The sequence below is a fragment of the Pseudomonas sp. G3-39 genome (assembly GCF_054790485.1).
Genome location: NZ_CP186497.1, coordinates 5951856 through 5972356 on the forward strand (window position 1 = coordinate 5951856; position 20501 = coordinate 5972356).

Sequence of the window (20501 nt, forward strand, 5' to 3'; positions counted from 1 at the left end):
GCATCCCCAACGAGGAACAACAGCATGAGCAACTACGACGTGGTCATTCTGGGCGGCGGCCCCGGTGGTTATAACGCGGCGATCCGCGCCGGCCAGCTGGGCCTGAAGGCAGCCTGCGTGGAAGGCCGCGCCACCCTCGGCGGCACCTGCCTGAACGTCGGTTGCATGCCGTCGAAGGCCTTGCTGCATGCTTCGGAGCTGTACGACGCGGCCATGGGTGCGGAATTCGCCAACCTCGGGATCGAGGTCAAACCCACGCTCAACCTCGCGCAAATGATGAAACAGAAAGACGAAAGCGTGAGCGGCCTGACCAAAGGCATCGAGTTTCTGTTTCGCAAGAACAAGGTCGACTGGATCAAGGGCTGGGGCCACATCGATGGCCCGGGCAAAGTCAGCGTGACCGACGATCAAGGCAACAAGACCGAATTGAGCGCCAAGGACATCATCATCGCCACCGGCTCCGAACCCACGCCCCTGCCCGGCGTCGAGATCGACAATCAACGCATCCTCGACTCCACCGGCGCGCTGTCGCTGGGTGAAGTGCCCAAGCATCTGGTGGTCATCGGCGCGGGGGTGATCGGCCTGGAACTGGGCTCGGTCTGGCGGCGTCTCGGCGCCCAGGTGACCGTGGTCGAATACCTCGACCGCATCTGCCCGGGTGTTGATGGCGAGGCCGGCAAAACCCTGCAGCGTGCGCTGAGCAAGCAAGGCATCAGCTTCAAATTGAGCTCGAAGGTCACCAGCGCCACCCCCTCGGTCAACGGTGTGCAGCTCAGCGTCGAACCCGCCGCCGGTGGCAGCGCCGAGTTACTGGAAGCCGACTACGTGCTGGTCGCGATCGGCCGGCGCCCGTACACCAAAGGCCTGGGCCTGGAGAACGTCGGCCTGAGCACCGACAAGCGCGGCATGCTCGCCAACCGCCAGCACCGTACCGAGGCAACCGGCGTGTGGGTGATCGGCGACGTGACATCCGGCCCGATGCTTGCACATAAGGCCGAAGACGAAGCGATGGCCTGCGTGGAACAGATCGTCGGCAAGGCCGGCGAGGTCAATTACGACTTGATTCCCAACGTCATCTACACCCGGCCCGAGCTGGCCAGCGTCGGCAAGACCGAAGAGCAGCTCAAGGCTGAAGGGCGCGCTTACAAGGTCGGCAAGTTTCCGTTCACCGCCAACAGCCGGGCCAAGATCAACCATGAGACCGAAGGCTTCGCCAAAGTCCTCGCCGACGAACGCACGGACGAGATCCTCGGCGTGCACCTGGTCGGACCGAGCGTCAGTGAAATGATCGGTGAATACTGCGTGGCCATGGAGTTCAGTGCGTCTGCCGAAGATATCGCGCTGACTTGCCATCCGCACCCGACCCGCTCCGAGGCGCTGCGTCAGGCGGCGATGAATGTCGAGGGGATGGCGACGCAGATGTAGATGGTCACCCGAACCCTGTGGGAGCTGGCTTGCCAGCGATGGCGTCAGTCCTTTAACCGTTGCGGTCGCTGACACACCGCTATCGCTGGCAAGCCAGCTCCCACAGTTGACCGTGTTCCTGCTGGAGGATTGCGGTCGAATGTGGGAGCAACCCGCTCTACAGCGGCAGATGCCCCAACGGCAACGCCCCCGGCGTCTTCACCGTGTGAATCGCAAAGTTGCTGCGAATGTCACTCACCCCCGGCAGCTTCAGCAGGCAGCCGCTGAGAAAACGGTCGTATGCGCGCAAATCCGGCACCACCACCTGCAACAGAAAGTCCGACTCCCCCGATACCAGAAACGCCGAGATCACCTCCGGCAGGGCGGTGACTGCCGCGTAAAAGACTTCGGCCTGCTCATCGTTGTGGCGCTCGACCTTGACGCCGACAAACACCGTCAGCCCCAGTCCCACTTCATCGCGATCGAGGTTGGCCTGGTAGCCACGAATCACCCCGGCCTCCTCCAGCATCCGCACCCGGCGCAAGCAAGGTGACGCCGACAGGCCGATCTCGTCCGCCAGCTCGACATTGCTCAGCCGTCCGTTGCGCTGCAAGGCAGCGAGAATCTTGCGATCAAAAGCGTCAAGTTTCATGTTTGGCAGATCCTGCTGGTCAAGGCACAAAAAGAAAGCAGGTTATGCCAATCCCAAGGGTTTTTGAAGTTGACTTCGCAAGCACCTGCCCCGCCCTTGCGCCATAGACTTTGCTCACCGAATCGATAACGAAAGGGCTGCGACATGACGAGTTTCTGGCTGTTTTTTCTGGCATTGGCGGTGGTCTTCCTGTTGCCCGGCCCGGACATGATTCTGTTGCTGCAAACCGGTGCCCGCCAGGGTCGCGGTGCGGCGCTGGCAACCGCCGTTGGCCTGGCGATCGCCCGGGGCTGTCACGTGGCATTGGCGGCATTGGGTCTGGCGGCGCTGTTCAAGGCGGCGCCGTGGACGTTTGATCTGGTGCGCCTGGCCGGTGCGGCGTACTTGCTGTGGATCGGCATTCAATGCTTGCGCAGCAGCTTGCTGCCGAACCTGAATACGGCTGCCGTGACTGACACCCAAGGACAATGGCGCGAGGCGATTCGCCGTGGCCTGCTGACCAATCTGCTCAATCCCAAGGCCTTGCTGTTCTGCTCGGTGCTGTTGCCACAATTCATCGTCAATGACGGCGCAGCAGTGCTGACCCAGTTTGCCACCCTCGGCGCGTTGCTGGTGGGCATCGGGCTGCTGTTCGACAGTGCCTATGCCCTGACCGGCGCGGCGCTGGGCCGTTGGCTGCAACACAGTCCAACCGCCCAACGCGTTCAGCAATGGCTGTTCGGCAGCCTGCTGATCGGCTTCGCCGTACGCCTGACGTTTATCCAGCAGGCCTAGGGTTTGCGGGACTTGCGCCGACGACTGAACAACACCAGCACGCCAGCACTGATTAACAGCAGGACACCGACCACCGGCCACTTGTACGGACGCAACGAATTGCGCACAGCGTCGGTCACTTGGGTGACGTAACGCTTGTCGGCGTTTTCGAAATCCGGATAGGGGCACTGATTACCGAAGTCCACCGCCCACGGCACGTACGGGCCTTCATTGACGTAGCGTCGATACAGCGCGCTCTGCTCTTCCAGGCTGCTGTTGAAACCCGCAGCGTTACACAACACCGCCGCAAACGCCTGACTGGTGTGCGGCAAATTATCCGCGGCCCGACTGGCCAGCGCGGTGGCGACAAAACGGTAGTGATAACGCTCATCCGGCTGCGCTTCACTAGCCTTCTGGCGCTGCACTTCAGCCTCGGCCACCAGCGGCCCGACCTTCAGCTCGGTGTTTTCCAGGCTGTAGTTGCCGCCAAACGTGGCGTAGTCCGGCGCCATCTCGTAGCCGAGAATGTCCATGCCCCATTCACGCGCGGTCCACGCCGCGTTGTACAAGGCACTGGCGCGTTTGCTCGGCCACCACGCAGCGTCAGCCTTCATCCGTTGCTCGCCGTACAGACGGGCCTTGTGCTGCAGATCGGGATTGTCGAAATAGCCGACCGCTTCCTCGTAATGCCCTTCACGCAGCAAGCGTCGCCCCAGCAGATTGCGCAGGCTGGCGGCGACCGGCAGCGGCACGTAGTTGTCGCGCTGCTGCTGGGTCAGCGCTGGGGGCGCCGGCACGTTGTCATCGACATAGCGTTTGAGCTCATCGACCGTCAGCACGCGCTCGGCCACCGTCGCCGCGTCGAACCAGTAAATGCTGTTGCTGCGATACAACTGCACAAACGCTTGCAGGTATTCGCCACGTTGCAGCGCCAGAATCGCACTTTCGCCCTCGACCCGGCATTTCGGCTGGACGGTTTCGAAGTCCCAGTCAGGGGTGCGCCGGTAGCCCCAATCTTCGCTCTGCGGGAACGCCTGCGCGGCTTTGGCATAGGCGGCAGCCGCGGCATTTTTATCGCCGTCACGCACTGCCAGCTTGGCCCGCAGCCACCACGCCAATCCGCCGTCACCGGCGTTTTCAAGGAAGGCCTTGGCGCTGGCGTAATCACCCTGTTGATAGTTCATCGCCGCCAGCCGATCGGCGTTTTCCAGGCTGCCACGGGTGCTGTCCTGCAGCAGCTTGATGAGTTTCTTCTCATTCGGCGGTTGCTCGTCGAATGACCAACCCATGCGGCTGATCAACGAAGCGGTAACCAGTTGCTGCACGGCTTTGCGCTCCAGCAACTTGGCCAGTTGCGGCTCGGGCAGTTCGGCCAGCTCATTCATCAGTTGTTTCAGCGAGGTGTAACCCACGGCCGAACCGTGCAGGTTCTGCGCTTCATACAGTTCGATGGCGCCGTTCCAGTCGCCGGCGTTGCGCAGCACCCGCGCCTCTTCACCGAGGCTGGCCACACCGAGTTCCAGCGGATCACTGAAGCCATCGATGCTCAGTTGTCGAGCCTGACGGAAGGCCCCACGTGCGTCCTCCAGCACTTCGATGACATCGCCCGCCTCGGCACTCGTGGCAAACCAGGCACGGCCCAGGGAATACGCCGCCCAGGTGCTGCGCAGCGGGCGCTGATCGGCCGGCAGTGCCAGCACTTTGTTGAAGTATTCGATCGCCAGCGGATGATCGCCAGTGGCAAACGCCACCGCGCCGGCCACGTACAAGCGAATTTCCGCTGGCAGGCTGGCGCCCTGCGCCTCGACCTGACGCGCATCGCTCAGGCCACGCAGTTGCTTGACCAGCGCCTGTTGTTCGGCGCTCAGACCGACCTGCTCGGCTTTTTCGCGCAGCGCAGCAGGCTCGCTTGCGTCGCCGTACATGTCGTCGGGATTGTGCGTCGCAGCGGTGACGTTCTTCAGCCCGGCAATGGTCTTGCCGAGGCGGCTGATCTCGAAGTTGAAGTTGCCCTCCGGAAAATCGGCCAGGGTTTGCCCGCGATTGTCGAGCAGGCGCATCGGGAAGTCCGGGCCGCAGGCCAACGCCGAACCCAGCGGCAGGCTGAGGCTCAGGCAGAGCAGATGGCGGGGCCAGTTACGGGTCAACATGCGAACCTCCTTGATCAATAAATGCACAGCGCGCCCAACCGATGGCGCGTTGTCCACCCGCCGGCAAACGACCGTCGCGCAGGCGGGTGAAGGTAAGCAGATCCGCGCTCTGTTGCAACGAGTAACCGGCGAGCGCATCGGCGCCTTCGCAAGCGCTGGCCTTGACGATGATCCGTGCGGGCCAGGCACTGTCGAGGTTTCCGACATTGCGCAGGGCGATGTCCTGCAGGCCAGCGTGGTCGCTGAACGCCAGACCGAGTTGGCTGCTCAACGCATCGCCGCGGGCCACGGCGCGCAACGTGGTCAGGCTCCAGGCCCGACGATCATTGGCCAGCGGCAGGCGAAACCAGATCAGCCCGGCCAGATGTTCCGGCGGGTCCTCGCGCAGCGCTTTTGCAAGTCGGCTCAGTTGCAACGGATCGGCGAGCAGTTCCCGGCGTTGCCCTTCACGTTCGATCGGTACTTCGCTTTCCACCACCGGGGCACCGTCGGCATCCGGCAGCAGCGCCACGCCATAGGCCGGCAGCGCCAGATAGAACGATTTGCTGCTGATTTTGCCCCAGGCGCTGGCCCAGCGCCGAGCCTGCTCGGGGTCGAACAAGCCGCGTCGCGGATCGCTGACGGCGTGCACCTGCAGCACGCTGCTGTCGACTGTGGCCAACAACGCCGGCAGCTGTGAACTGCCGAGCCACGCCGGCAGCGCGGTGATGCTCAGCGGCAACGATGCGGGCAACGCGGAACGCAGATGTGTGAGGAACTCGATGTATTCCGGCAGACGCGCATTACCCGCGTCATGATCAATCTCGACGCCACTCAGGGTCAGTCCCTGCGCCTGCCAGTCGGCGACAACCTGAAGAATCTGCGCCGTGACCTGCGACTGATCCAGACTTTTGAGCTGACCGTCGAGACGAATCACCGCGATCAGAGGCCGGCCATCGTGCTTGAGCAACGGCGCATCGATCCGCGCCCGATGCCAGCCGTCACTGGGGAATACCTGCAAGGCCAACACGCGCAGGGTCGAAAAGTCGCTGCGGCTGTCTTTCAGCGCGAGCTCATGGGCGGACGTCCATTGGCGTTGCCAGACGTAGAGTTGCTGATCGAGTGGCGCTGCGTCCTGTCGTTCACAAGCACAGAGCAACAACACCGCCAGCATGGCCGACAACCCGACGATAACGCGCATACCTTGCAGATCCCTGAGACATCAGGCTGCAAGGGTACACAAAAGCACTCAGGGCTTGCGGGCAATGATCACCTGACTCTTCGCCACCACCGCGTCCAGCGCCTGCTTGATCTGTGCACCACGGGGCGAATCGAGCACCGCTTGCCAGGTATTGGCCCAATGCTCGAGCAACGGGTGATCGGGGTTACTGAATTCGACCTTGGCTTCCCAGAACAACAGCATCCACATCGACCAGTAAAAGCCGTATTGACTGTGGCTGATGATCTCCAGCCCGGCGTCACTGACCATCGCCTTGAACTGCTCTTCGCTGATGATGCGAATGTGGTTGGGTTTCTGGAAATAATCCGGCGAGGCAATGTCTTTCTGCAAATCTTCCGAGCTGGGATGCGGCACGCTCAGCAGGTACAGCGCTCCCGGCTTGCCGACCCGCACCAGTTCGGCGAGAAATTGCGCCGGATCGTCGACATGCTCGATGACTTCGGTGGAGACCACGCGGGTGGCGGTGGCATCGGCAATCGGCAGCGGGTTGCAGTCGGTCACGTGGCATTCGACGCTGCGTGCCGGGGTATCGCTCAGACGCTGGCGGGTGGCCTCGACTTTGGCCGCGTCGATGTCGGCAATGATGATCTTCGCCCCGCGCATGCCGCAGAAGTGCACATTACCGCCGTCGCCACAGCCGACATCGAGCAACGTGTCATCGGCGCTCACCCGAAAGCCTGTGAACAGCTCGTCGGTCTCCTGATTGAACCAGCCACTGAGCTTTGCGTCGTACAGGCCGAGCATGTACGGATCAACCTTGTCGGCGGCAGATGGCACAGCAACCGGTGCGGGAGACGTTGCCGTGAGTTTCTTCAAAAGGCTCAGCATGAGGTAGCTCCAGAGGATGGGACGGCGGTTCGCGACGTACCGAGGCGGCGCACCAGCGCAGCGCCGCGATTGCGCATCGGCATTTCGATGAATCGGTAATTCAATTCGCTGAGCAGCGCGATCAGACCGCCGGCGATCAGCACCGTGAGAATCGGGTGCCCGGCCGGACTGGGCAGCCCCGCGTCCTGGAAGCGGAAGATCAATTCACGGACCAGCAGATAGGCCGGAATATGGATCAGGTAGATGCCGTAGGAACGGCTGCCGATCCACGCCATCAGCCGTTGCAACCTTCCGCGCGGCAGCAGGTAATCGCGGTTGTACGAGGCAATCCACACCAGCAGCGCGCTGAGCACGGCGATCGAGCCGATGCGGTAAGAGGCGAACGTGAAGCGGTCGGTGGCCATGTAACTCAGCAGCAACGCCAGCACAGTCAGTACCGAAACGCCGGCCCACGGCCGCCGCAGGAACCTCGGTTCCCAACGGGAATAACCTGGCTGCGCGCTCCACATCGCCAGCAATACGCCGAGGGCCAGGGCATCGGTGCGCACCACCATCAGCAAGGGCGTGCGCAACGTGAACAGTTGCACCGCGACCAGCGCCAGCAATACCCAGACCAGATGTCGGCGACACACGACAATCAGCAGCGGGAACAGCAAGTAGAACTGCTCCTCCAGCGCCAGGCTCCAGTAGACGAAACTGCTGCCGTATTCGTATTGAAAGAAACTGTCGGCAAAACGGAAATTGGCGTACTGCAACACCCCGGCCAGCGTTGCCTGCAGGTTGGCGTGCAGCGTGCCGAACGCACCTGAGCGATTGAGCAAGACACAGGCCAGCAACATCAGCGCCAGCCACAGCCAGGCCGAGGGCAATAAACGAAAGGCCCGGCGCAGCCAGAAATTGCGTGTCTGCTCCCAGCACTGCCGACGGCTCGTGCAGCCTTGCAGAGCGGGGATCAGGCTGCGGGCGATGACAAATCCGGAGATCGCAAAAAACAGGTCGACGCCCCACCAGGACTGCGCCCAATGGTGGACTGTTTGCAGCAGCGGCACGGTGTCGGTGAACAGGCTGCCCTGCAGGTGATGAAACAGCACACCGAGCACCGCGATCGCGCGCAGTACCTCGATGTCCATGATCCGTTTGCTGTTCATGCCCCGCGCATCTCGGGGTCTGAGGCGAACCGGCGTTCGAACAACTGCCCCAGAAACACCTGCAACCGCTGCTCGGCCACTGCCTGACTGCAGAAATCCTGCAGGCTGCTCACCGCCTGAGCGGCCATCTGTGCATAACGTTGCGGATCGTCTTTGGCGACCGCATAGCTGGCGCGATAGGCCGTGCACAACGACGTCCAGTTGGTCACATAACGCAGGGTGCGGAAGGCCTTGCGCGGGTCATGCGGCCAGGCCGTGAGCTCGTCGGTGGAGTCGATCAGAAAGGCGTTGTCGGCACTCAGGTAATCGATCATTGCCGTCGTACGCGGCGCCACCGCCGGTTTGCCGCAGGACATGAATTCCATCAACGGCAGGCACTGGCCCTCGCCGTAGGACGTGTTGACCACATAGCGGGTCGCCTGCACCAGGCGCTCATAATCGGCGTCCGCGAGGTAGCCGTAGATCAGCACGATCCGGCAGCGGTAGGACTGATTCTTGTACAGGTGGTGGAGGATGTCGCTCAGCGCTTCTTCGGCATCGTGGTGCGTCAGTTTCAGCACGAGCGTTGCGTCCTCGACCTCGCGGAACGTCACGCAGAATGCACTGAGCATGTCCTCCCAGTTCTTGCGCCCATCGCCGGGATTGAACACTGAGGTGTAGACCACGCCGTCGAGCAGCAACTCCTGCTCCCTGACCGGCGCATGGAAATCGAGTCCCTTGCCCGTGCGCAAAGGCCGGGGGGCGAATGCGTTCAAGTCAAGTTTGCGACTGTCGGCCACCAATCCCTTGATCTTCAACCGTACCGGTCCATTCGGTGACTGGCCCTGCAACGGCGCACCGCGGGCGGCAAAGCGATCCCATACCGGCGCAGGCACCGCGACGATCGGGTAATCGCTGTCCATTGCCTCGCGCACCGCGTTAACGGTGTAGCTGGAATGGGTGATCGCCGCTCCGCAAGCCTGCAGCACCGTGCGCCAGTCGTTGCGCGGCTCACCGGCAAACGGCTCATTGGGGATGGTGCTGAACTCCCACGCAAACACCGGCAAAGTCGGACACATCAGGTGTACCGGCGTGCGATGGGGCGGCGAGAACGACAGGAAGACGCACGGCTCGCCACTGGCCCGGCATTCCTCGTAAAGCGCGTCGACTTCGGTCAGCGGATCGGCCACTTCCACCACGCGTCCGAGACGCTCGAGTACCGGGCGATATTCCTTGAGCACGAAGTAATAGCTGTACTCCGAGCGCCCCAGATTCTGTGCAATGGTGTGCTGGTTGGTTTCCGAATGAATGATGATCAGCATGAGGCGTTTTCCGTCACTGACGCAGCATTGGCGGGATGCGGTGCAAGCCCGAAAAATTCCGCCATGCGCGTTTGCACGGGGGCAAAAGCGCAGTAGTCATGCATGCGCTCGACCACTGCCGCCGACATCTGCCGGTACCGCTCCGGCTGGTCTTTGGCCATGCGGTAGCTGTCCTCGTAGGCTTGTTTCAGCGAAGCCCAATCCGGGCGGTGGCGCAGGGTGCGGTAAATCAGCCGCGAGTCCTGCGGCCAGATGGCGGGTTCTTCGCTGGACTTGATCACGAAGGCGACGCTGTCGTCGATGTAGTCTTCCATGGCCGTGTGGTCCGGGGCGATTACCGGTTTGCCACTGGACATGAACTCCATCAACGGCAGACACAGGCCCTCACAGCGCGAGGCGTTGACGTAGTAACTGGCAGCGGCGTAAAGCCGGGTGTACTGGGCGTCATCCAGATAACCGTGCATCACCACCACCCTGCAGGCAAAGGGTGAGAGCTGCGCCAACAGCGTCATTAATTCGCTGTAGTAAGACGCCAGGTCGTTCTGGGTGATTTTCAATACCAGCGTCGCATCGGCCGTTTCCCGAAACGCCCAGCAAAACGCGGTGATCAGTTGATGCCAGTTCTTGCGGCCATCTTTGGGGTTGAATACGGTGACGTAGACCACACCGTCGACCGTGGTGTCGACCACCGACGTGGTGTCCGGCAGATCCAGCGGCGGCGGTTCGACCACTGCCACCGCCTGTGGACCGGCGATACTCGGCAGCTGTCGCTCCAGCCAGGCATGCGCCCTGCGTGAGAAAAGATCACGCAGTCCCTCCCAATACCAGTGATGCAGAAACTTCACCCGCGGCTGTTGCTGTTCGCGGCCTGCATCCAGGCGCCACTGGCGCAGGTAGTGCCGGGCGATGACCAGGCGCCGTTTGAAGGTCAGCGGAGGAGGTCGCTGTGCCTCGATCGCGGCCAGTTGCTCGGCGGTCAGTGGTTTGGGCAGCAGGTCATCGGCTGAGAGCGCCAGCGTACGGCTGTCGAAAGTGCAGCCCTTGATCGCCAGCGGCGTGCCTGGATTGACCGGCGCCGGAACTTGCTGCTGACGAATCGCCGCAAAGTTCTCCCACAACGGTGTCGGCAACACCAGTACCGGAAAGTCCTCGCCCAGCGCCCGGCGAATCGCCCGGGCAGTATGGCTGGACAGAGTAATCACCCGCCCTTGTCGGGCCAGCATCTGCGTCCAGTCGTGGCGCGGATCGTTGTCCCAGATCTCGTCCGGGATCGAATCGAACTCCCAGGCAACCACACACAGGGTCGGACACTCAAGATCGGTCGGCGTATTTTGCGGCGGGGTGAAGGAGAGAAACAGGCTGTCTTCGCCCACCTCGCTCAATTGGCGAAAGAGCGGATCAACCTCGGTGATGGCGGACACCACATGCACCCGCCCAAGGCTTTCCAGCACCGGGCGATAGGCCTTGAGCACGAAGTAGTAACTGTATTCGGGACGTCCGAGACTCTGGCTGATGGAACGGTCGTTGACGTCCGAGTAAAGAATGAAGTTCATGGCATCCCACGATGAAGCCGCCATCCCGGCTGCTTCAATCCATGACGGCGAAGCGCTGAATCGTGGTCGGCATGCCGACACTCGTCCTGCATCTTCCAGCCCGTCTTTGTTCTTGTTTTTAGTGGTCGGTCTGACTGGGGCTGAACAACCCCTGTTGAACGCGACGAGGGGCATTCTAAACACATCCGTCGCGGATTCGTGAACCGCCCGGCGAGAATAAATCCGTCTACTCTGACGAGAACTGACCAGTCACGGTTTGCACTGTTGAAATTGCCAAGCATTTGGCACAGATTGGTAACAAACAACTACAACAACGACTTCGCCTGTCGTCCTGTCGGCCTTTTTCATGCGGCCTGACAGACTTCCCCTCAAAGCCTGTGGGAAAGTGGCGAATGTTAAAGACCAAGGGGTCGCTGTTTGAAAAAGCGTCTGTTCGTCACGGGCCTCAGTGGGTTCGTGGGACAACATATCCAGTCGCGTCTGTCCCAGTCTGACTCGACGTGGGAACTGCTGCCTGCCATCGCACCCTACGATCTCACGTCAGCGGCGAGCCTCGTCGACCTGTGGCCACAATTGCCCGACGCGGTGATTCACCTCGCTGGTCAGACCTTCGTTCCCGAAGCCTTCCGTGACCCGGCCCGTACGCTCGAGATCAATCTGCTGGGTACCCTCAATCTGTTGCAGGCCCTCAAGGCCCGCGGATTTCGGGGGACCTTCCTGTATGTCAGCTCTGGCGACGTCTATGGGCAAGTCGACGAGAGCGCCCTGCCCATCACCGAACTGCAACCGCCCTGCCCGCGCAACCCCTATGCGGTGAGCAAGCTCTCGGCCGAGTTTCTCAGCCTGCAATGGGGCCTGAGTGAGGGCTGGCCGGTGCTGGTGGCGCGGCCGTTCAACCATATCGGCGCCGGACAGAAAGACAGCTTCGTCATCGCCAGCGCCGCACGCCAGATCAACCGCATCAAGCAAGGCTTGCAGGCAGCACGACTGGAAGTCGGCGACATTGACGTCACGCGCGACTTCCTCGATGTCGGCGATGTGATCGCGGCTTATTTCGCCCTTCTGGAAAAAGGCACACCCGGGCAGGTCTACAACATCTGCTCGGGCCGCGAACAAAGCATCCGCAGTCTGATCGAGCAGTTGGGCGATCTGGCGCAGGTCGAAGTGCAACTGGTGCAGGATCCGGCACGCATGCGGCGCGCCGATCAGCGTCGCGTTTGCGGCAGTCACGCAAAGCTGGTCCAGACCACGGGCTGGGCACCGGCAATCACCACACAACAATCCCTGCGGGCGATCCTGTCCGACTGGGAGCAGCGAGTAAAACAACAATGAAAAGTGCACTGATCACGGGGATCACCGGCCAGGACGGCGCATATCTGGCCAGGTTGCTGCTCGACAAGGGTTACAAGGTTCACGGCCTGGTAGCACGCCGTAGCAGCGATTCGCGCTGGCGCTTGCGCGAGATGGGCGTCGAAGGCGACATCGTCTACCTGGACGGTGACATGGCCGATGCCTGCTCGGTACAACGTGCAGTCATTCAGTCGGCGCCGGACGAGGTCTACAACCTCGCTGCACAAAGCTTCGTTGCCGCTTCCTGGAATCAGCCGGTGACCACCGGCATCGTCGATGGCCTGGGCGTCACCCACTTGCTCGAAGCGATCCGCCAGTTCAGCCCGCACACACGTTTCTATCAGGCCTCCACCAGCGAAATGTTCGGTCTGATTCAGGCCGAACAACAGGACGAGAACACCCCGTTCTATCCGCGCAGCCCCTACGGCGTGGCCAAACTCTACGGTCACTGGATCACCGTCAACTACCGTGAAAGTTTCGACCTGCACGCCAGCAGCGGCATCCTCTTCAACCACGAGTCGCCGCTGCGCGGCATCGAGTTCGTCACCCGCAAGGTCACCGACGCCGCCGCCCGCATCAAACAGGGCAAGCAGCAGGAACTGGCCCTGGGCAACATCGACGCCAAGCGCGACTGGGGCTTTGCCGGCGACTACGTCGAAGCCATGTGGCTGATGCTGCAACAGGACAAGCCTGACGATTTCGTGGTCGCCACTGGCGTCACCACCACCGTGCGCGAGATGTGCCGCATCGCCTTCGATCACGTCGGCCTGAACTACCGCGACTACGTGAAGATCGACCCGGCGTTCTTCCGCCCGGCCGAAGTCGAAGTGCTGCTCGGCAACCCGGCCAAGGCGCAGCGTGTGCTGGGCTGGAAACCGAAAACCGACCTGGACACCCTGATCCGCATGATGATGGATGCGGATATGAAACGCGTCGCCAAGGAGTAGGTCATGCTGATCCCCGTGATTCTGTCCGGCGGTGCCGGTACGCGTCTGTGGCCGGTGTCCCGCGAGGGCCATCCCAAACCGTTCATGACCCTGCCCGACGGGCAGTCGCTGCTCGGCAAGACCTATCAGCGTGCCGCCGCATTGCTGGACGGCTGGGGCGACATCGTCACGGTGACCAACCGCGAGTACTACTTCCAGAGCAAGGATCACTATTGCGCCGCTCATGTGTCGCGCCATCGTGGGCATTTCCTGCTGGAGCCGACCGGGCGCAACACCGCCCCGGCGATTGCCGCCGCCGCCCTGTCGCTGCAGGCGCTGCACGGCGACAACGCGATCATGGTGGTGATGCCCGCCGACCATTTGATCGTCAACCAGGACGCACTCAAGAGTGCCGTCGAACACGCGGTCAATCTGGCGAAGGACGGTTATCTGGTGACCTTCGGTGTGCTGCCGACCGCCCCGGAAACCGGCTTCGGCTACATCGAAACCGGCGCACCACTGGATGCCAAAGGCGCAGCGAAAGTGCAGCGTTTCGTGGAAAAGCCCGACCTGCAAACCGCCACCCATTACCTGGAAAGCGGCAACTTCCTGTGGAACTCGGGCATGTTCTGCTTCACCACCGCGACCCTGATCAACGAACTGCAATTGCACGCGCCAGAGTTGCTGGAACAGACCCGCGCCTGCATGCAGGCCAGCGCCGCGGTGGAAACCATCGGCTGCCTGCAACAGGAACTGTCACCGGCACTGTTTGCTGAAATCACCGACATCTCCATCGATTACGCCTTGATGGAGCGCTCGGAGAAAGTCGTGGTGGTGCCCGCCGGTTTCGACTGGAGCGACATCGGTTCGTGGGGTGCCGTGGCAGCGCTGGTACCGGCCGATGCCGACAACAATCGCGCCAGCGGCGAAGCGGTGTTCATCGACAGTCACAACAACTTCGTGCAGAGCGAAGGCCGGCTGGTGGCCGCCGTGGGTGTGGATAACCTGATCATCGTCGACACCGCCGACGCGGTGCTGGTGGCCCATGCCGATCGCGCCCAGGATGTGCGACGCGTTGCCAAACAGCTCAAGGACAAATCCCACGAAGCCTACCGCCTGCATCGCACGGTCAGCCGTCCGTGGGGCACCTACACCGTGCTCGAGGAAGGCCCGCGCTTCAAGATCAAGCGCATCGTGGTCAAGCCCGGCGGCAAGCTGTCGCTGCAAATGCATCATCACCGCAACGAACACTGGGTGGTGGTCGAAGGCATGGCCAAGGTCACCAACAACGGTACCGGCACTCACCTGGTGGCCAAGAACGAATCGACGTTCATTGCCGCCGGCCATCGCCATCGCCTGGAAAACCCCGGCGTGATCGACCTGGTGATCATCGAAGTGCAAAGCGGCGAATACCTGGGTGAAGACGATATCGTGCGCTTCGAAGACCAATACGGCAGGACGGTTTGATGCTGCTTTCCCTGTACCGCTCGCTTTACAGCTATCGAGGATTCATCCTCGGCAGCGTACAGCGAGAGTTTCAAGCGCGTTATCGCAATTCGCTGCTCGGCGCCTTGTGGCCCGTGTTCAATCCACTGTCGATGATCATCGTCTACACCGTGATCTTTTCGCACATCATGCGCGCCCGCCTGCCGGGTGTGGATGACAGCATGGCCTACAGTGTCTATCTCTGCGCCGGGCTGCTCGCCTGGGGAATGTTTTCGGAAATCACCCTGCGCAGCCAGACCATGTTTCTGGATAACGCCAACCTGCTGAAGAAAATCAGCTTCCCCCGCATCTGCCTGCCGGTGATCGTGCTGTGCAATGCGGCGATCAATTTCGCCATCATCATCGGCCTGTTCCTTGGATTTCTATTGATCAGCGGGCGTTGGCCCGGTATGGCGCTCCTGGCGCTGATTCCCCTGATTGCGCTGCAAATGCTGTTCTGCGCTGGTCTGGGCATGATCCTCGGCGTGTTGAATGTATTCTTTCGCGATGTCGGCCAGCTCTTCGCCATCTGCCTGCAGTTCTGGTTCTGGCTGACGCCGATCGTGTATCCGATCACCATCCTCCCGGAGTGGGTCCAGCGGCTGCTGCAACTCAACCCGATGACCAGCCTGATCGGCAGCTATCAGAACCTGTTCCTGTATGGGCAGTGGCCGGTCTGGAACTCGCTTTTACCGGTGTTCATCGTCGCGGTGGTGATGTGTCTGATCGCCCTGCGGTTGTTCCGCCAGCGCGTCGGTGAAATGGTGGATGAACTCTGATGGGACTTATACGCGTAACGGGCCTGGGCAAGGCTTATAAACAGTATCCGACACGCTGGAGCCGTCTGGCGGAATGGCTGATCCCATTTTCCCCGGTGCGCCACCGCGAGCATTGGGTGCTGCAGGATGTCGCTTTCGAGATTGCCCCCGGCGAGGCCGTGGGTATCGTCGGCGCCAACGGTGCGGGCAAAAGCACTTTGCTGAAGATGATCACCGGTACCACTCAACCCACCTGCGGCAAAATCGAGATTGAAGGGCGCGTAGCGGCATTGCTGGAGCTGGGCATGGGTTTTCACCCGGACTTTACCGGGCGCCAGAACGCGATCATGGCCGGACAGTTGCTGGGCCTGCAGGTTGGCGAAATCGAAGCGCTGATGCCTGACATCGAACACTTCGCAGAAATCGGCGAAGCCATCGACCACCCCGTGCGCACCTACTCCAGCGGCATGCAGATGCGCCTGGCCTTCAGCGTCGCCACCGCGCGGCGTCCGGACATTCTGATCGTCGACGAGGCCCTGTCGGTGGGCGACGCCTACTTTCAGCACAAGAGCTTTGAACGCATTCGCAGCTTCCGCAAGGCCGGCACGACCCTGCTGATCGTCTCCCACGACCGCTCGGCCATCCAGTCGATCTGCGATTCGGCGATCCTGCTCAAGGATGGCCACATGGCCATGTACGACAAGCCGGAAGTGGTGCTCGACTATTACAACGCCCTGATGGCCGAACGCGAAGGGCAGATCGTGCGTCAGGAAATGCTCGCCGGCGGCGAAGTGCAGACCGTGTCCGGCACCGGCGAGGCAGGCATTCTGAGTGTGCGCCTGCTGGACGAACACGATCGCGCCATCGACGCTGCCGAGGTCGGCCAGCCAGTGGTACTGGAAGTGCAGGTCGAAGTTCGCCGCGACATTGAACGGCTGGTGCTCGGCTTCATCCTCAAGGATCGTCTGGGCCAGATGATGTATGGCATCAACACCCATCGCCTGAACAAGGCCCTGACCGATCTGCGCGCCGGCGAACGCTTCACTTACCGCTTCGCCTTCGTCATGGGGCTGGGCAAGGGCAACTATTCGGTATCGTTGAGCCTGTCGCGCCTGGACTCGCATCTGGACCGCAACTTCGAATGGCGCGATTACGGTCTGGTGTTTCACGTGATCAACAACCGCCAGGAAGATTTCGTCGGCTGTTCCTGGCTCAATGCCAAGACGACGATCACCCCTCACACCGAGGCAGCGCTGACCGAGCGTGCGCCATGACCCGCCTCTTGGTCGAGTGCACCCACGTCTTCAAACACCCGAAGATCAACTCCGGTATTCAACGCGTGGTGCGCAACGTCATCAAGCAATTGCCGGAGCGGGTGGGTGATGTCGAGTGCCTGCCGGTCATTTCGCTGAGGGGCCGGCTGTATCGGGTCACGCGCCTGGCCCCGCTGGACGCGCCGCTGTTCAACGCCATTGCGACATTCGGCGAACGACTGGAACGCCTTGCGCACCGTTTCTGGCAATGGCATCAGCGCCTCGACAGCCGCCTGCAGGCAAAAACCCCACGACGCCTGTTGTACGTCGGCTATCGGCTGAGCGCTTTCGCGGCATTTGGCGTACCCCTGCGGCTGATCGAGCGGATCAACCGCCAGCAACTGCCAAAACGCTGTGCCCCCTTGCAGCATCAGCCCGGAGACCAACTGGTGCTGCTGGATTCGTCCTGGCACTCGGACTTTTTCTCCCACGCCGAACAGCTCAAGCGCGAGGGTGTCGGTATTGTCGCGGTCATCTACGACTTGATACCGCTGACCCACCCGCAGTTCTACGACACGCGGCTGGTGCAGGTCTTCAGTGAATGGTTCGACTGGATCACCCGCACGGCCGACGGCTACCTGGCCATTTCCGCCACGGTACGCGATCAGGTGCGCGCCGAACTGCAGCAACGGATCGGCACGGTACAGGCCGAAAAACGCTGGTTCGATTATTTTCACCTCGGTTCCGAACTGGATCTGCACAGCGCCGGGGAAACCGTCGAACCGCGCCTGCAACAGCTGTTCAATACACCGGAGCCGCTGTTCCTGATGGTCAGTACCATTGAGCCGCGCAAGAACCACGCATACCTGCTCGATGCCTTCGAACGGGCCTGGACCGCCGGCTCCCCGGCGCGTCTGTGCATCGCCGGGCGCATCGGCTGGAAGTGCGACGCCCTGCTCGCCCGGGTGCGCAGTCATCCCGAACTGAATCGCCGCCTGTTCATGTTCAACGACTTGAGCGACACCAGCCTCGAACATGCCTACGCCCACGCCAGTGCGCTGGTATTCCCTTCGTTTGTCGAAGGCTTTGGCCTGCCGCTGGTGGAAGCCATGCAGCGTGGCTTGCCGGCGATGGGCAGCGACATTGCGGTGTTCCGCGAAATCGGCGGCGAATTCATGGCGTATTTCGATTTGCAGGATCCGCAAAGCCTCGCTGACTTGATCATGCGGTTCCTGCAGAGTGGCCAATTCCCCGCTGCTCGCGATGTGGCGGACTGGCGCTGGATCGACTGGCACGAGGCGAGTGCGCAACTGGCCGAGCGCACCGTACGCAATGCAGTGCAAGCGCCATTGGCGCCAGCGAGGCCGCATGCGCATTGCCCTTAATGCCCGGATCCTGCAGGCACCGCGCACCGGCATCGGCCATTACGTCGCCGAGTTGGTGAATGCGTTGCGCAGCGATACCGATATCGAAATTGAGTTGTTCCACGGCTGGGGCTGGAGTTCGGCCTTGCCGGAGGCGGCGATGCCCGGTTATTCGCGCCTGACGCCACTGCTGCGGCAGATCCCCGGGGCTTATCAGGCGCGGCGCTGGCTGGAACAAAAGCGTTTCGATCAGGCGCGCGCGCATGGCATCGATCTGTATCACGAACCGAGTCTGTGGCCACTGGCCTTCGACGGCCCGACCGTGATCACCCTGCACGACCTGACGCACCTGCATTACCCCGAAACTCAGCCGCCGGCACGTTTGCAAGAGATCGAGCGCCGACTGGCTACCGGCGTACGGCAGGCACAAGTGATCCTCACCGATTCACAAGCGATCGCCGACGAAGCTCAAAGCTGTTTCGGCCTGCCCGCTGAACGTTTCGTGGTCGCTCCCTTGGGCGTAGCCGAGCGCTTTCATCCGCGTGACGCACACACCATCGACCCGGTACTCAAGGCCCATGCCGTTACGGCGCGGGAGTATTTCCTCTGTGTCGGGACGCTGGAGCCACGCAAGAATCTGCGGCTGGCCCTGCGCGCCCATGCCTTGCTGCCGGAGGCCGTGCGCCAACGCTTTCCGCTGCTGATCGTCGGCATGGCTGGCTGGCAGCGCGAACAGTTCAGCGCCGAACTGCGTCAGGCATTGGCAAGCGGGCATGTGTGCCTGCTCGGCTACTTGCCCGATGAACACCTGGCCCAGCTGTTGGCCGGTGCCCGGGCGCTGATTTTTCCTTCGTTATACGAAGGCTTTGGCCTGCCGGTGTTGGAGGCGATGGCCAGCGGTACGCCGGTGCTACTCACCCGCGCTTCGGCCATGCCGGAAGTCGCGGGCGACGCGGGCAACTATATTGAACCTGACAATGCAGACGGCTTGCGCGACGCGCTGATCCGTCTGCTCGACGATCAGGTGCATTGGCAAGCATGCCGAGAAGCCGGATTGCAGCGGGCGCGGCTTTTTTCCTGGCAGCGCTGCGCACAGGCCACGGCCGGTGCCTACCGCCAGGCCATGGGAGGTTGAATGCGAGTTCTTCATTTTTTCAAAACCTACTTGCCTGACTCGGTCGGCGGTATCGAGCAGGTGATATTTCAGCTGTGCGAAAGCGGTGCGCATCACGGTATCGACGGCCAGGTGCTGACACTCAGCGCCGACCCGACCCCGCCGGTGGTGCAACTGGGTCAACACGAAGTGCATCGCGCCAGACTCGACATCCAGTTCGCCTCCACCGGGTTTTCCTGGAGCGTGTTCAAACAGTTTCGCGAGCTGGCCGCCGAAGCCGATGTGGTCAACTATCACTTTCCGTGGCCGTTCATGGACCTGGTGCACTTTGCCAGCGGCATGAACAAACCGAGCGTGGTGACCTACCACTCGGACATTATTCGTCAGAAGCATCTGCTCAAACTCTACCGACCGCTGATGAACCGCTTCCTCGCCAGCGCCGACCGGATTGTCGCGGCCTCGCCGAACTACCTGCACACCAGCGACGTGCTGCAGCAGTTTCAGAACAAGACCCGGGTGATTCCATACGGTTTGAACAAGGCCGGTTATCCACAGGCCGACAGCGAACGGATGAATCGCTGGCGCCAGCAGCTTGGGGATAAGTTTTTCCTGTTCGTCGGGGTCATGCGTTATTACAAAGGTCTGCACATCCTGCTCGACGCCTTGAAGGACGTGGACTACCCGGTGGTGATCGTCGGTGCCGGGCCGCTGGAACTGGAGTTGCACGCCCAGGCTGCTGCGCTGGGGCTGCGTAACATCCACTTCCTCGGGCGCCTGGGCGATGAAGACAAGGTCGCCCTGCTGCAACTGAGCTACGCCATCGTGTTTCCGTCGCACCTGCGTTCCGAAGCGTTCGGCATTTCGCTGCTCGAAGGCGCGATGTACGGCAAACCAATGATCTCCAGCGAAATCGGTACCGGCACCAGCTACATCAACATCCACAACGAAACCGGGCTGGTGGTGCCACCGAGCAACCCTCAGGCGTTTCGCGAGGCAATGCGCAGCCTCTGGGAAAACCCCGAACGCGCAGCAGCCATGGGCATAAAGGCCGAGGCGCGTTACCGGCAGTTGTTTACCGCCGACGAGATGGGCCGCAAGTGGACCGAGCTGTATCAGGAGCTGCTGGAGGAGAAAGACCTGTCTTACGCCTGATCCCGTTGCTGAAACACATCACCCTGTGGGAGCGGGCTTGCTCGCGAAAGCGGTCTTTCAGTAAACAATGATGTCGACTGATCTGACGCCT

17 protein-coding genes are annotated in these 20501 nt (G+C 61.7%); 10 read left to right on the forward strand and 7 right to left on the reverse strand.

The annotated features are described in order from the left end of the window. Window positions 1–24: 24 nt before the first annotated feature. Window positions 25–1425 (forward strand): dihydrolipoyl dehydrogenase, encoded by a 1401-nt coding sequence (gene lpdA, locus ACOYXG_RS26895; protein WP_096795446.1) that lies wholly within the window; start codon window positions 25–27, stop codon window positions 1423–1425. Between the two features lie 157 nt (window positions 1426–1582). Here lpdA and ACOYXG_RS26900 read toward each other — a convergent pair whose 3' ends face one another. Continuing rightward, entirely contained in the window at window positions 1583–2056 is a 474-nt protein-coding gene (locus ACOYXG_RS26900; protein WP_027610316.1) for an Lrp/AsnC family transcriptional regulator, read from the reverse strand. Window positions 2057–2200: 144 nt separating this feature from the next. Here ACOYXG_RS26900 and ACOYXG_RS26905 point away from each other — a divergent pair, with 144 nt between their 5' ends. Next, window positions 2201–2830: a LysE family translocator gene (locus tag ACOYXG_RS26905; protein ID WP_097090246.1), complete on the forward strand. Its 630-nt coding sequence runs from the start codon at window positions 2201–2203 to the stop codon at window positions 2828–2830. On the opposite strand, the gene ACOYXG_RS26910 is transcribed toward ACOYXG_RS26905, so the two are convergent. From ACOYXG_RS26910 to ACOYXG_RS26935, 6 genes are read right to left on the reverse strand one after another with little or no spacing between them, the layout of a single operon-like run. After that, window positions 2827–4959: a hypothetical protein gene (locus tag ACOYXG_RS26910; protein ID WP_103367957.1), complete on the reverse strand. Its 2133-nt coding sequence runs from the start codon at window positions 4957–4959 to the stop codon at window positions 2827–2829. The genes ACOYXG_RS26905 and ACOYXG_RS26910 overlap by 4 nt on opposite strands. Continuing rightward, window positions 4946–6139 (reverse strand): DUF3142 domain-containing protein, encoded by a 1194-nt coding sequence (locus ACOYXG_RS26915; protein WP_460355004.1) that lies wholly within the window; start codon window positions 6137–6139, stop codon window positions 4946–4948. Before ACOYXG_RS26915 ends, ACOYXG_RS26910 begins: the two co-directional genes overlap by 14 nt. Before the next feature lie 48 nt (window positions 6140–6187). Further along, the gene (locus tag ACOYXG_RS26920) at window positions 6188–7006 is read right to left on the reverse strand and encodes a class I SAM-dependent methyltransferase (protein WP_027610312.1); all 819 of its coding nucleotides are present in this window, start codon (window positions 7004–7006) and stop codon (window positions 6188–6190) included. After that, a complete protein-coding gene (locus tag ACOYXG_RS26925; RefSeq protein ID WP_460355007.1) occupies window positions 7000–8154 on the reverse strand; it encodes an acyltransferase family protein in 1155 nt (384 codons plus the stop codon). Before ACOYXG_RS26925 ends, ACOYXG_RS26920 begins: the two co-directional genes overlap by 7 nt. Continuing rightward, on the reverse strand, window positions 8151–9455 hold the full coding sequence (locus ACOYXG_RS26930; protein WP_460355010.1) for a glycosyltransferase: 1305 nt from the start codon (window positions 9453–9455) through the stop codon (window positions 8151–8153). Before ACOYXG_RS26930 ends, ACOYXG_RS26925 begins: the two co-directional genes overlap by 4 nt. After that, window positions 9449–11008, reverse strand: a complete 1560-nt coding sequence (locus tag ACOYXG_RS26935) for a glycosyltransferase (RefSeq protein ID WP_460355012.1) — start codon at window positions 11006–11008, stop codon at window positions 9449–9451. The genes ACOYXG_RS26930 and ACOYXG_RS26935 overlap by 7 nt, the downstream gene beginning before the upstream one ends. Window positions 11009–11425: 417 nt before the next feature. Between ACOYXG_RS26935 and ACOYXG_RS26940 the strand changes: the two genes are divergently transcribed. The 8 genes from ACOYXG_RS26940 to ACOYXG_RS26975 are packed head-to-tail and all read left to right on the forward strand — an operon-like array spanning window position 11426 to window position 20410. Further along, on the forward strand, window positions 11426–12340 hold the full coding sequence (locus ACOYXG_RS26940; protein ID WP_096795454.1) for a GDP-mannose 4,6-dehydratase: 915 nt from the start codon (window positions 11426–11428) through the stop codon (window positions 12338–12340). After that, on the forward strand, window positions 12337–13305 hold the full coding sequence (gene gmd, locus ACOYXG_RS26945) for a GDP-mannose 4,6-dehydratase (RefSeq protein WP_027610307.1): 969 nt from the start codon (window positions 12337–12339) through the stop codon (window positions 13303–13305). The genes ACOYXG_RS26940 and gmd overlap by 4 nt, the downstream gene beginning before the upstream one ends. A 3-nt stretch (window positions 13306–13308) precedes the next feature. Continuing rightward, window positions 13309–14751: a mannose-1-phosphate guanylyltransferase/mannose-6-phosphate isomerase gene (locus ACOYXG_RS26950; protein WP_460355016.1), complete on the forward strand. Its 1443-nt coding sequence runs from the start codon at window positions 13309–13311 to the stop codon at window positions 14749–14751. Next, window positions 14751–15548 (forward strand): ABC transporter permease, encoded by a 798-nt coding sequence (locus ACOYXG_RS26955; RefSeq protein WP_027610305.1) that lies wholly within the window; start codon window positions 14751–14753, stop codon window positions 15546–15548. Before ACOYXG_RS26950 ends, ACOYXG_RS26955 begins: the two co-directional genes overlap by 1 nt. Continuing rightward, window positions 15548–16801 (forward strand): ABC transporter ATP-binding protein, encoded by a 1254-nt coding sequence (locus ACOYXG_RS26960; protein ID WP_134785058.1) that lies wholly within the window; start codon window positions 15548–15550, stop codon window positions 16799–16801. Before ACOYXG_RS26955 ends, ACOYXG_RS26960 begins: the two co-directional genes overlap by 1 nt. Then, window positions 16798–18165, forward strand: coding sequence for a glycosyltransferase family 4 protein (locus tag ACOYXG_RS26965; RefSeq protein ID WP_223007067.1), 1368 nt, complete (start codon window positions 16798–16800; stop codon window positions 18163–18165). The genes ACOYXG_RS26960 and ACOYXG_RS26965 overlap by 4 nt, the downstream gene beginning before the upstream one ends. Further along, window positions 18149–19279, forward strand: a complete 1131-nt coding sequence (locus ACOYXG_RS26970) for a glycosyltransferase family 4 protein (RefSeq protein WP_460355021.1) — start codon at window positions 18149–18151, stop codon at window positions 19277–19279. Before ACOYXG_RS26965 ends, ACOYXG_RS26970 begins: the two co-directional genes overlap by 17 nt. Then, window positions 19280–20410: a glycosyltransferase family 4 protein gene (locus ACOYXG_RS26975; protein ID WP_027610301.1), complete on the forward strand. Its 1131-nt coding sequence runs from the start codon at window positions 19280–19282 to the stop codon at window positions 20408–20410. The last annotated feature ends 91 nt before the right edge of the window (window positions 20411–20501 follow it).

Coding starts and splice junctions, on each gene's coding strand:
- lpdA (WP_096795446.1), top strand. CDS start 25: ATGAGCAACTACGACGTGGTCATTCTGGGCGGCGGCCCCGGTGGTTAT.
- ACOYXG_RS26900 (WP_027610316.1), bottom strand. CDS start 2,056: ATGAAACTTGACGCTTTTGATCGCAAGATTCTCGCTGCCTTGCAGCGC.
- ACOYXG_RS26905 (WP_097090246.1), top strand. CDS start 2,201: ATGACGAGTTTCTGGCTGTTTTTTCTGGCATTGGCGGTGGTCTTCCTG.
- ACOYXG_RS26910 (WP_103367957.1), bottom strand. CDS start 4,959: ATGTTGACCCGTAACTGGCCCCGCCATCTGCTCTGCCTGAGCCTCAGC.
- ACOYXG_RS26915 (WP_460355004.1), bottom strand. CDS start 6,139: ATGCGCGTTATCGTCGGGTTGTCGGCCATGCTGGCGGTGTTGTTGCTC.
- ACOYXG_RS26920 (WP_027610312.1), bottom strand. CDS start 7,006: ATGCTGAGCCTTTTGAAGAAACTCACGGCAACGTCTCCCGCACCGGTT.
- ACOYXG_RS26925 (WP_460355007.1), bottom strand. CDS start 8,154: ATGAACAGCAAACGGATCATGGACATCGAGGTACTGCGCGCGATCGCG.
- ACOYXG_RS26930 (WP_460355010.1), bottom strand. CDS start 9,455: ATGCTGATCATCATTCATTCGGAAACCAACCAGCACACCATTGCACAG.
- ACOYXG_RS26935 (WP_460355012.1), bottom strand. CDS start 11,008: ATGAACTTCATTCTTTACTCGGACGTCAACGACCGTTCCATCAGCCAG.
- gmd (WP_027610307.1), top strand. CDS start 12,337: ATGAAAAGTGCACTGATCACGGGGATCACCGGCCAGGACGGCGCATAT.
- ACOYXG_RS26950 (WP_460355016.1), top strand. CDS start 13,309: ATGCTGATCCCCGTGATTCTGTCCGGCGGTGCCGGTACGCGTCTGTGG.
- ACOYXG_RS26955 (WP_027610305.1), top strand. CDS start 14,751: ATGCTGCTTTCCCTGTACCGCTCGCTTTACAGCTATCGAGGATTCATC.
- ACOYXG_RS26960 (WP_134785058.1), top strand. CDS start 15,548: ATGGGACTTATACGCGTAACGGGCCTGGGCAAGGCTTATAAACAGTAT.
- ACOYXG_RS26965 (WP_223007067.1), top strand. CDS start 16,798: ATGACCCGCCTCTTGGTCGAGTGCACCCACGTCTTCAAACACCCGAAG.
- ACOYXG_RS26970 (WP_460355021.1), top strand. CDS start 18,149: ATGCGCATTGCCCTTAATGCCCGGATCCTGCAGGCACCGCGCACCGGC.
- ACOYXG_RS26975 (WP_027610301.1), top strand. CDS start 19,280: ATGCGAGTTCTTCATTTTTTCAAAACCTACTTGCCTGACTCGGTCGGC.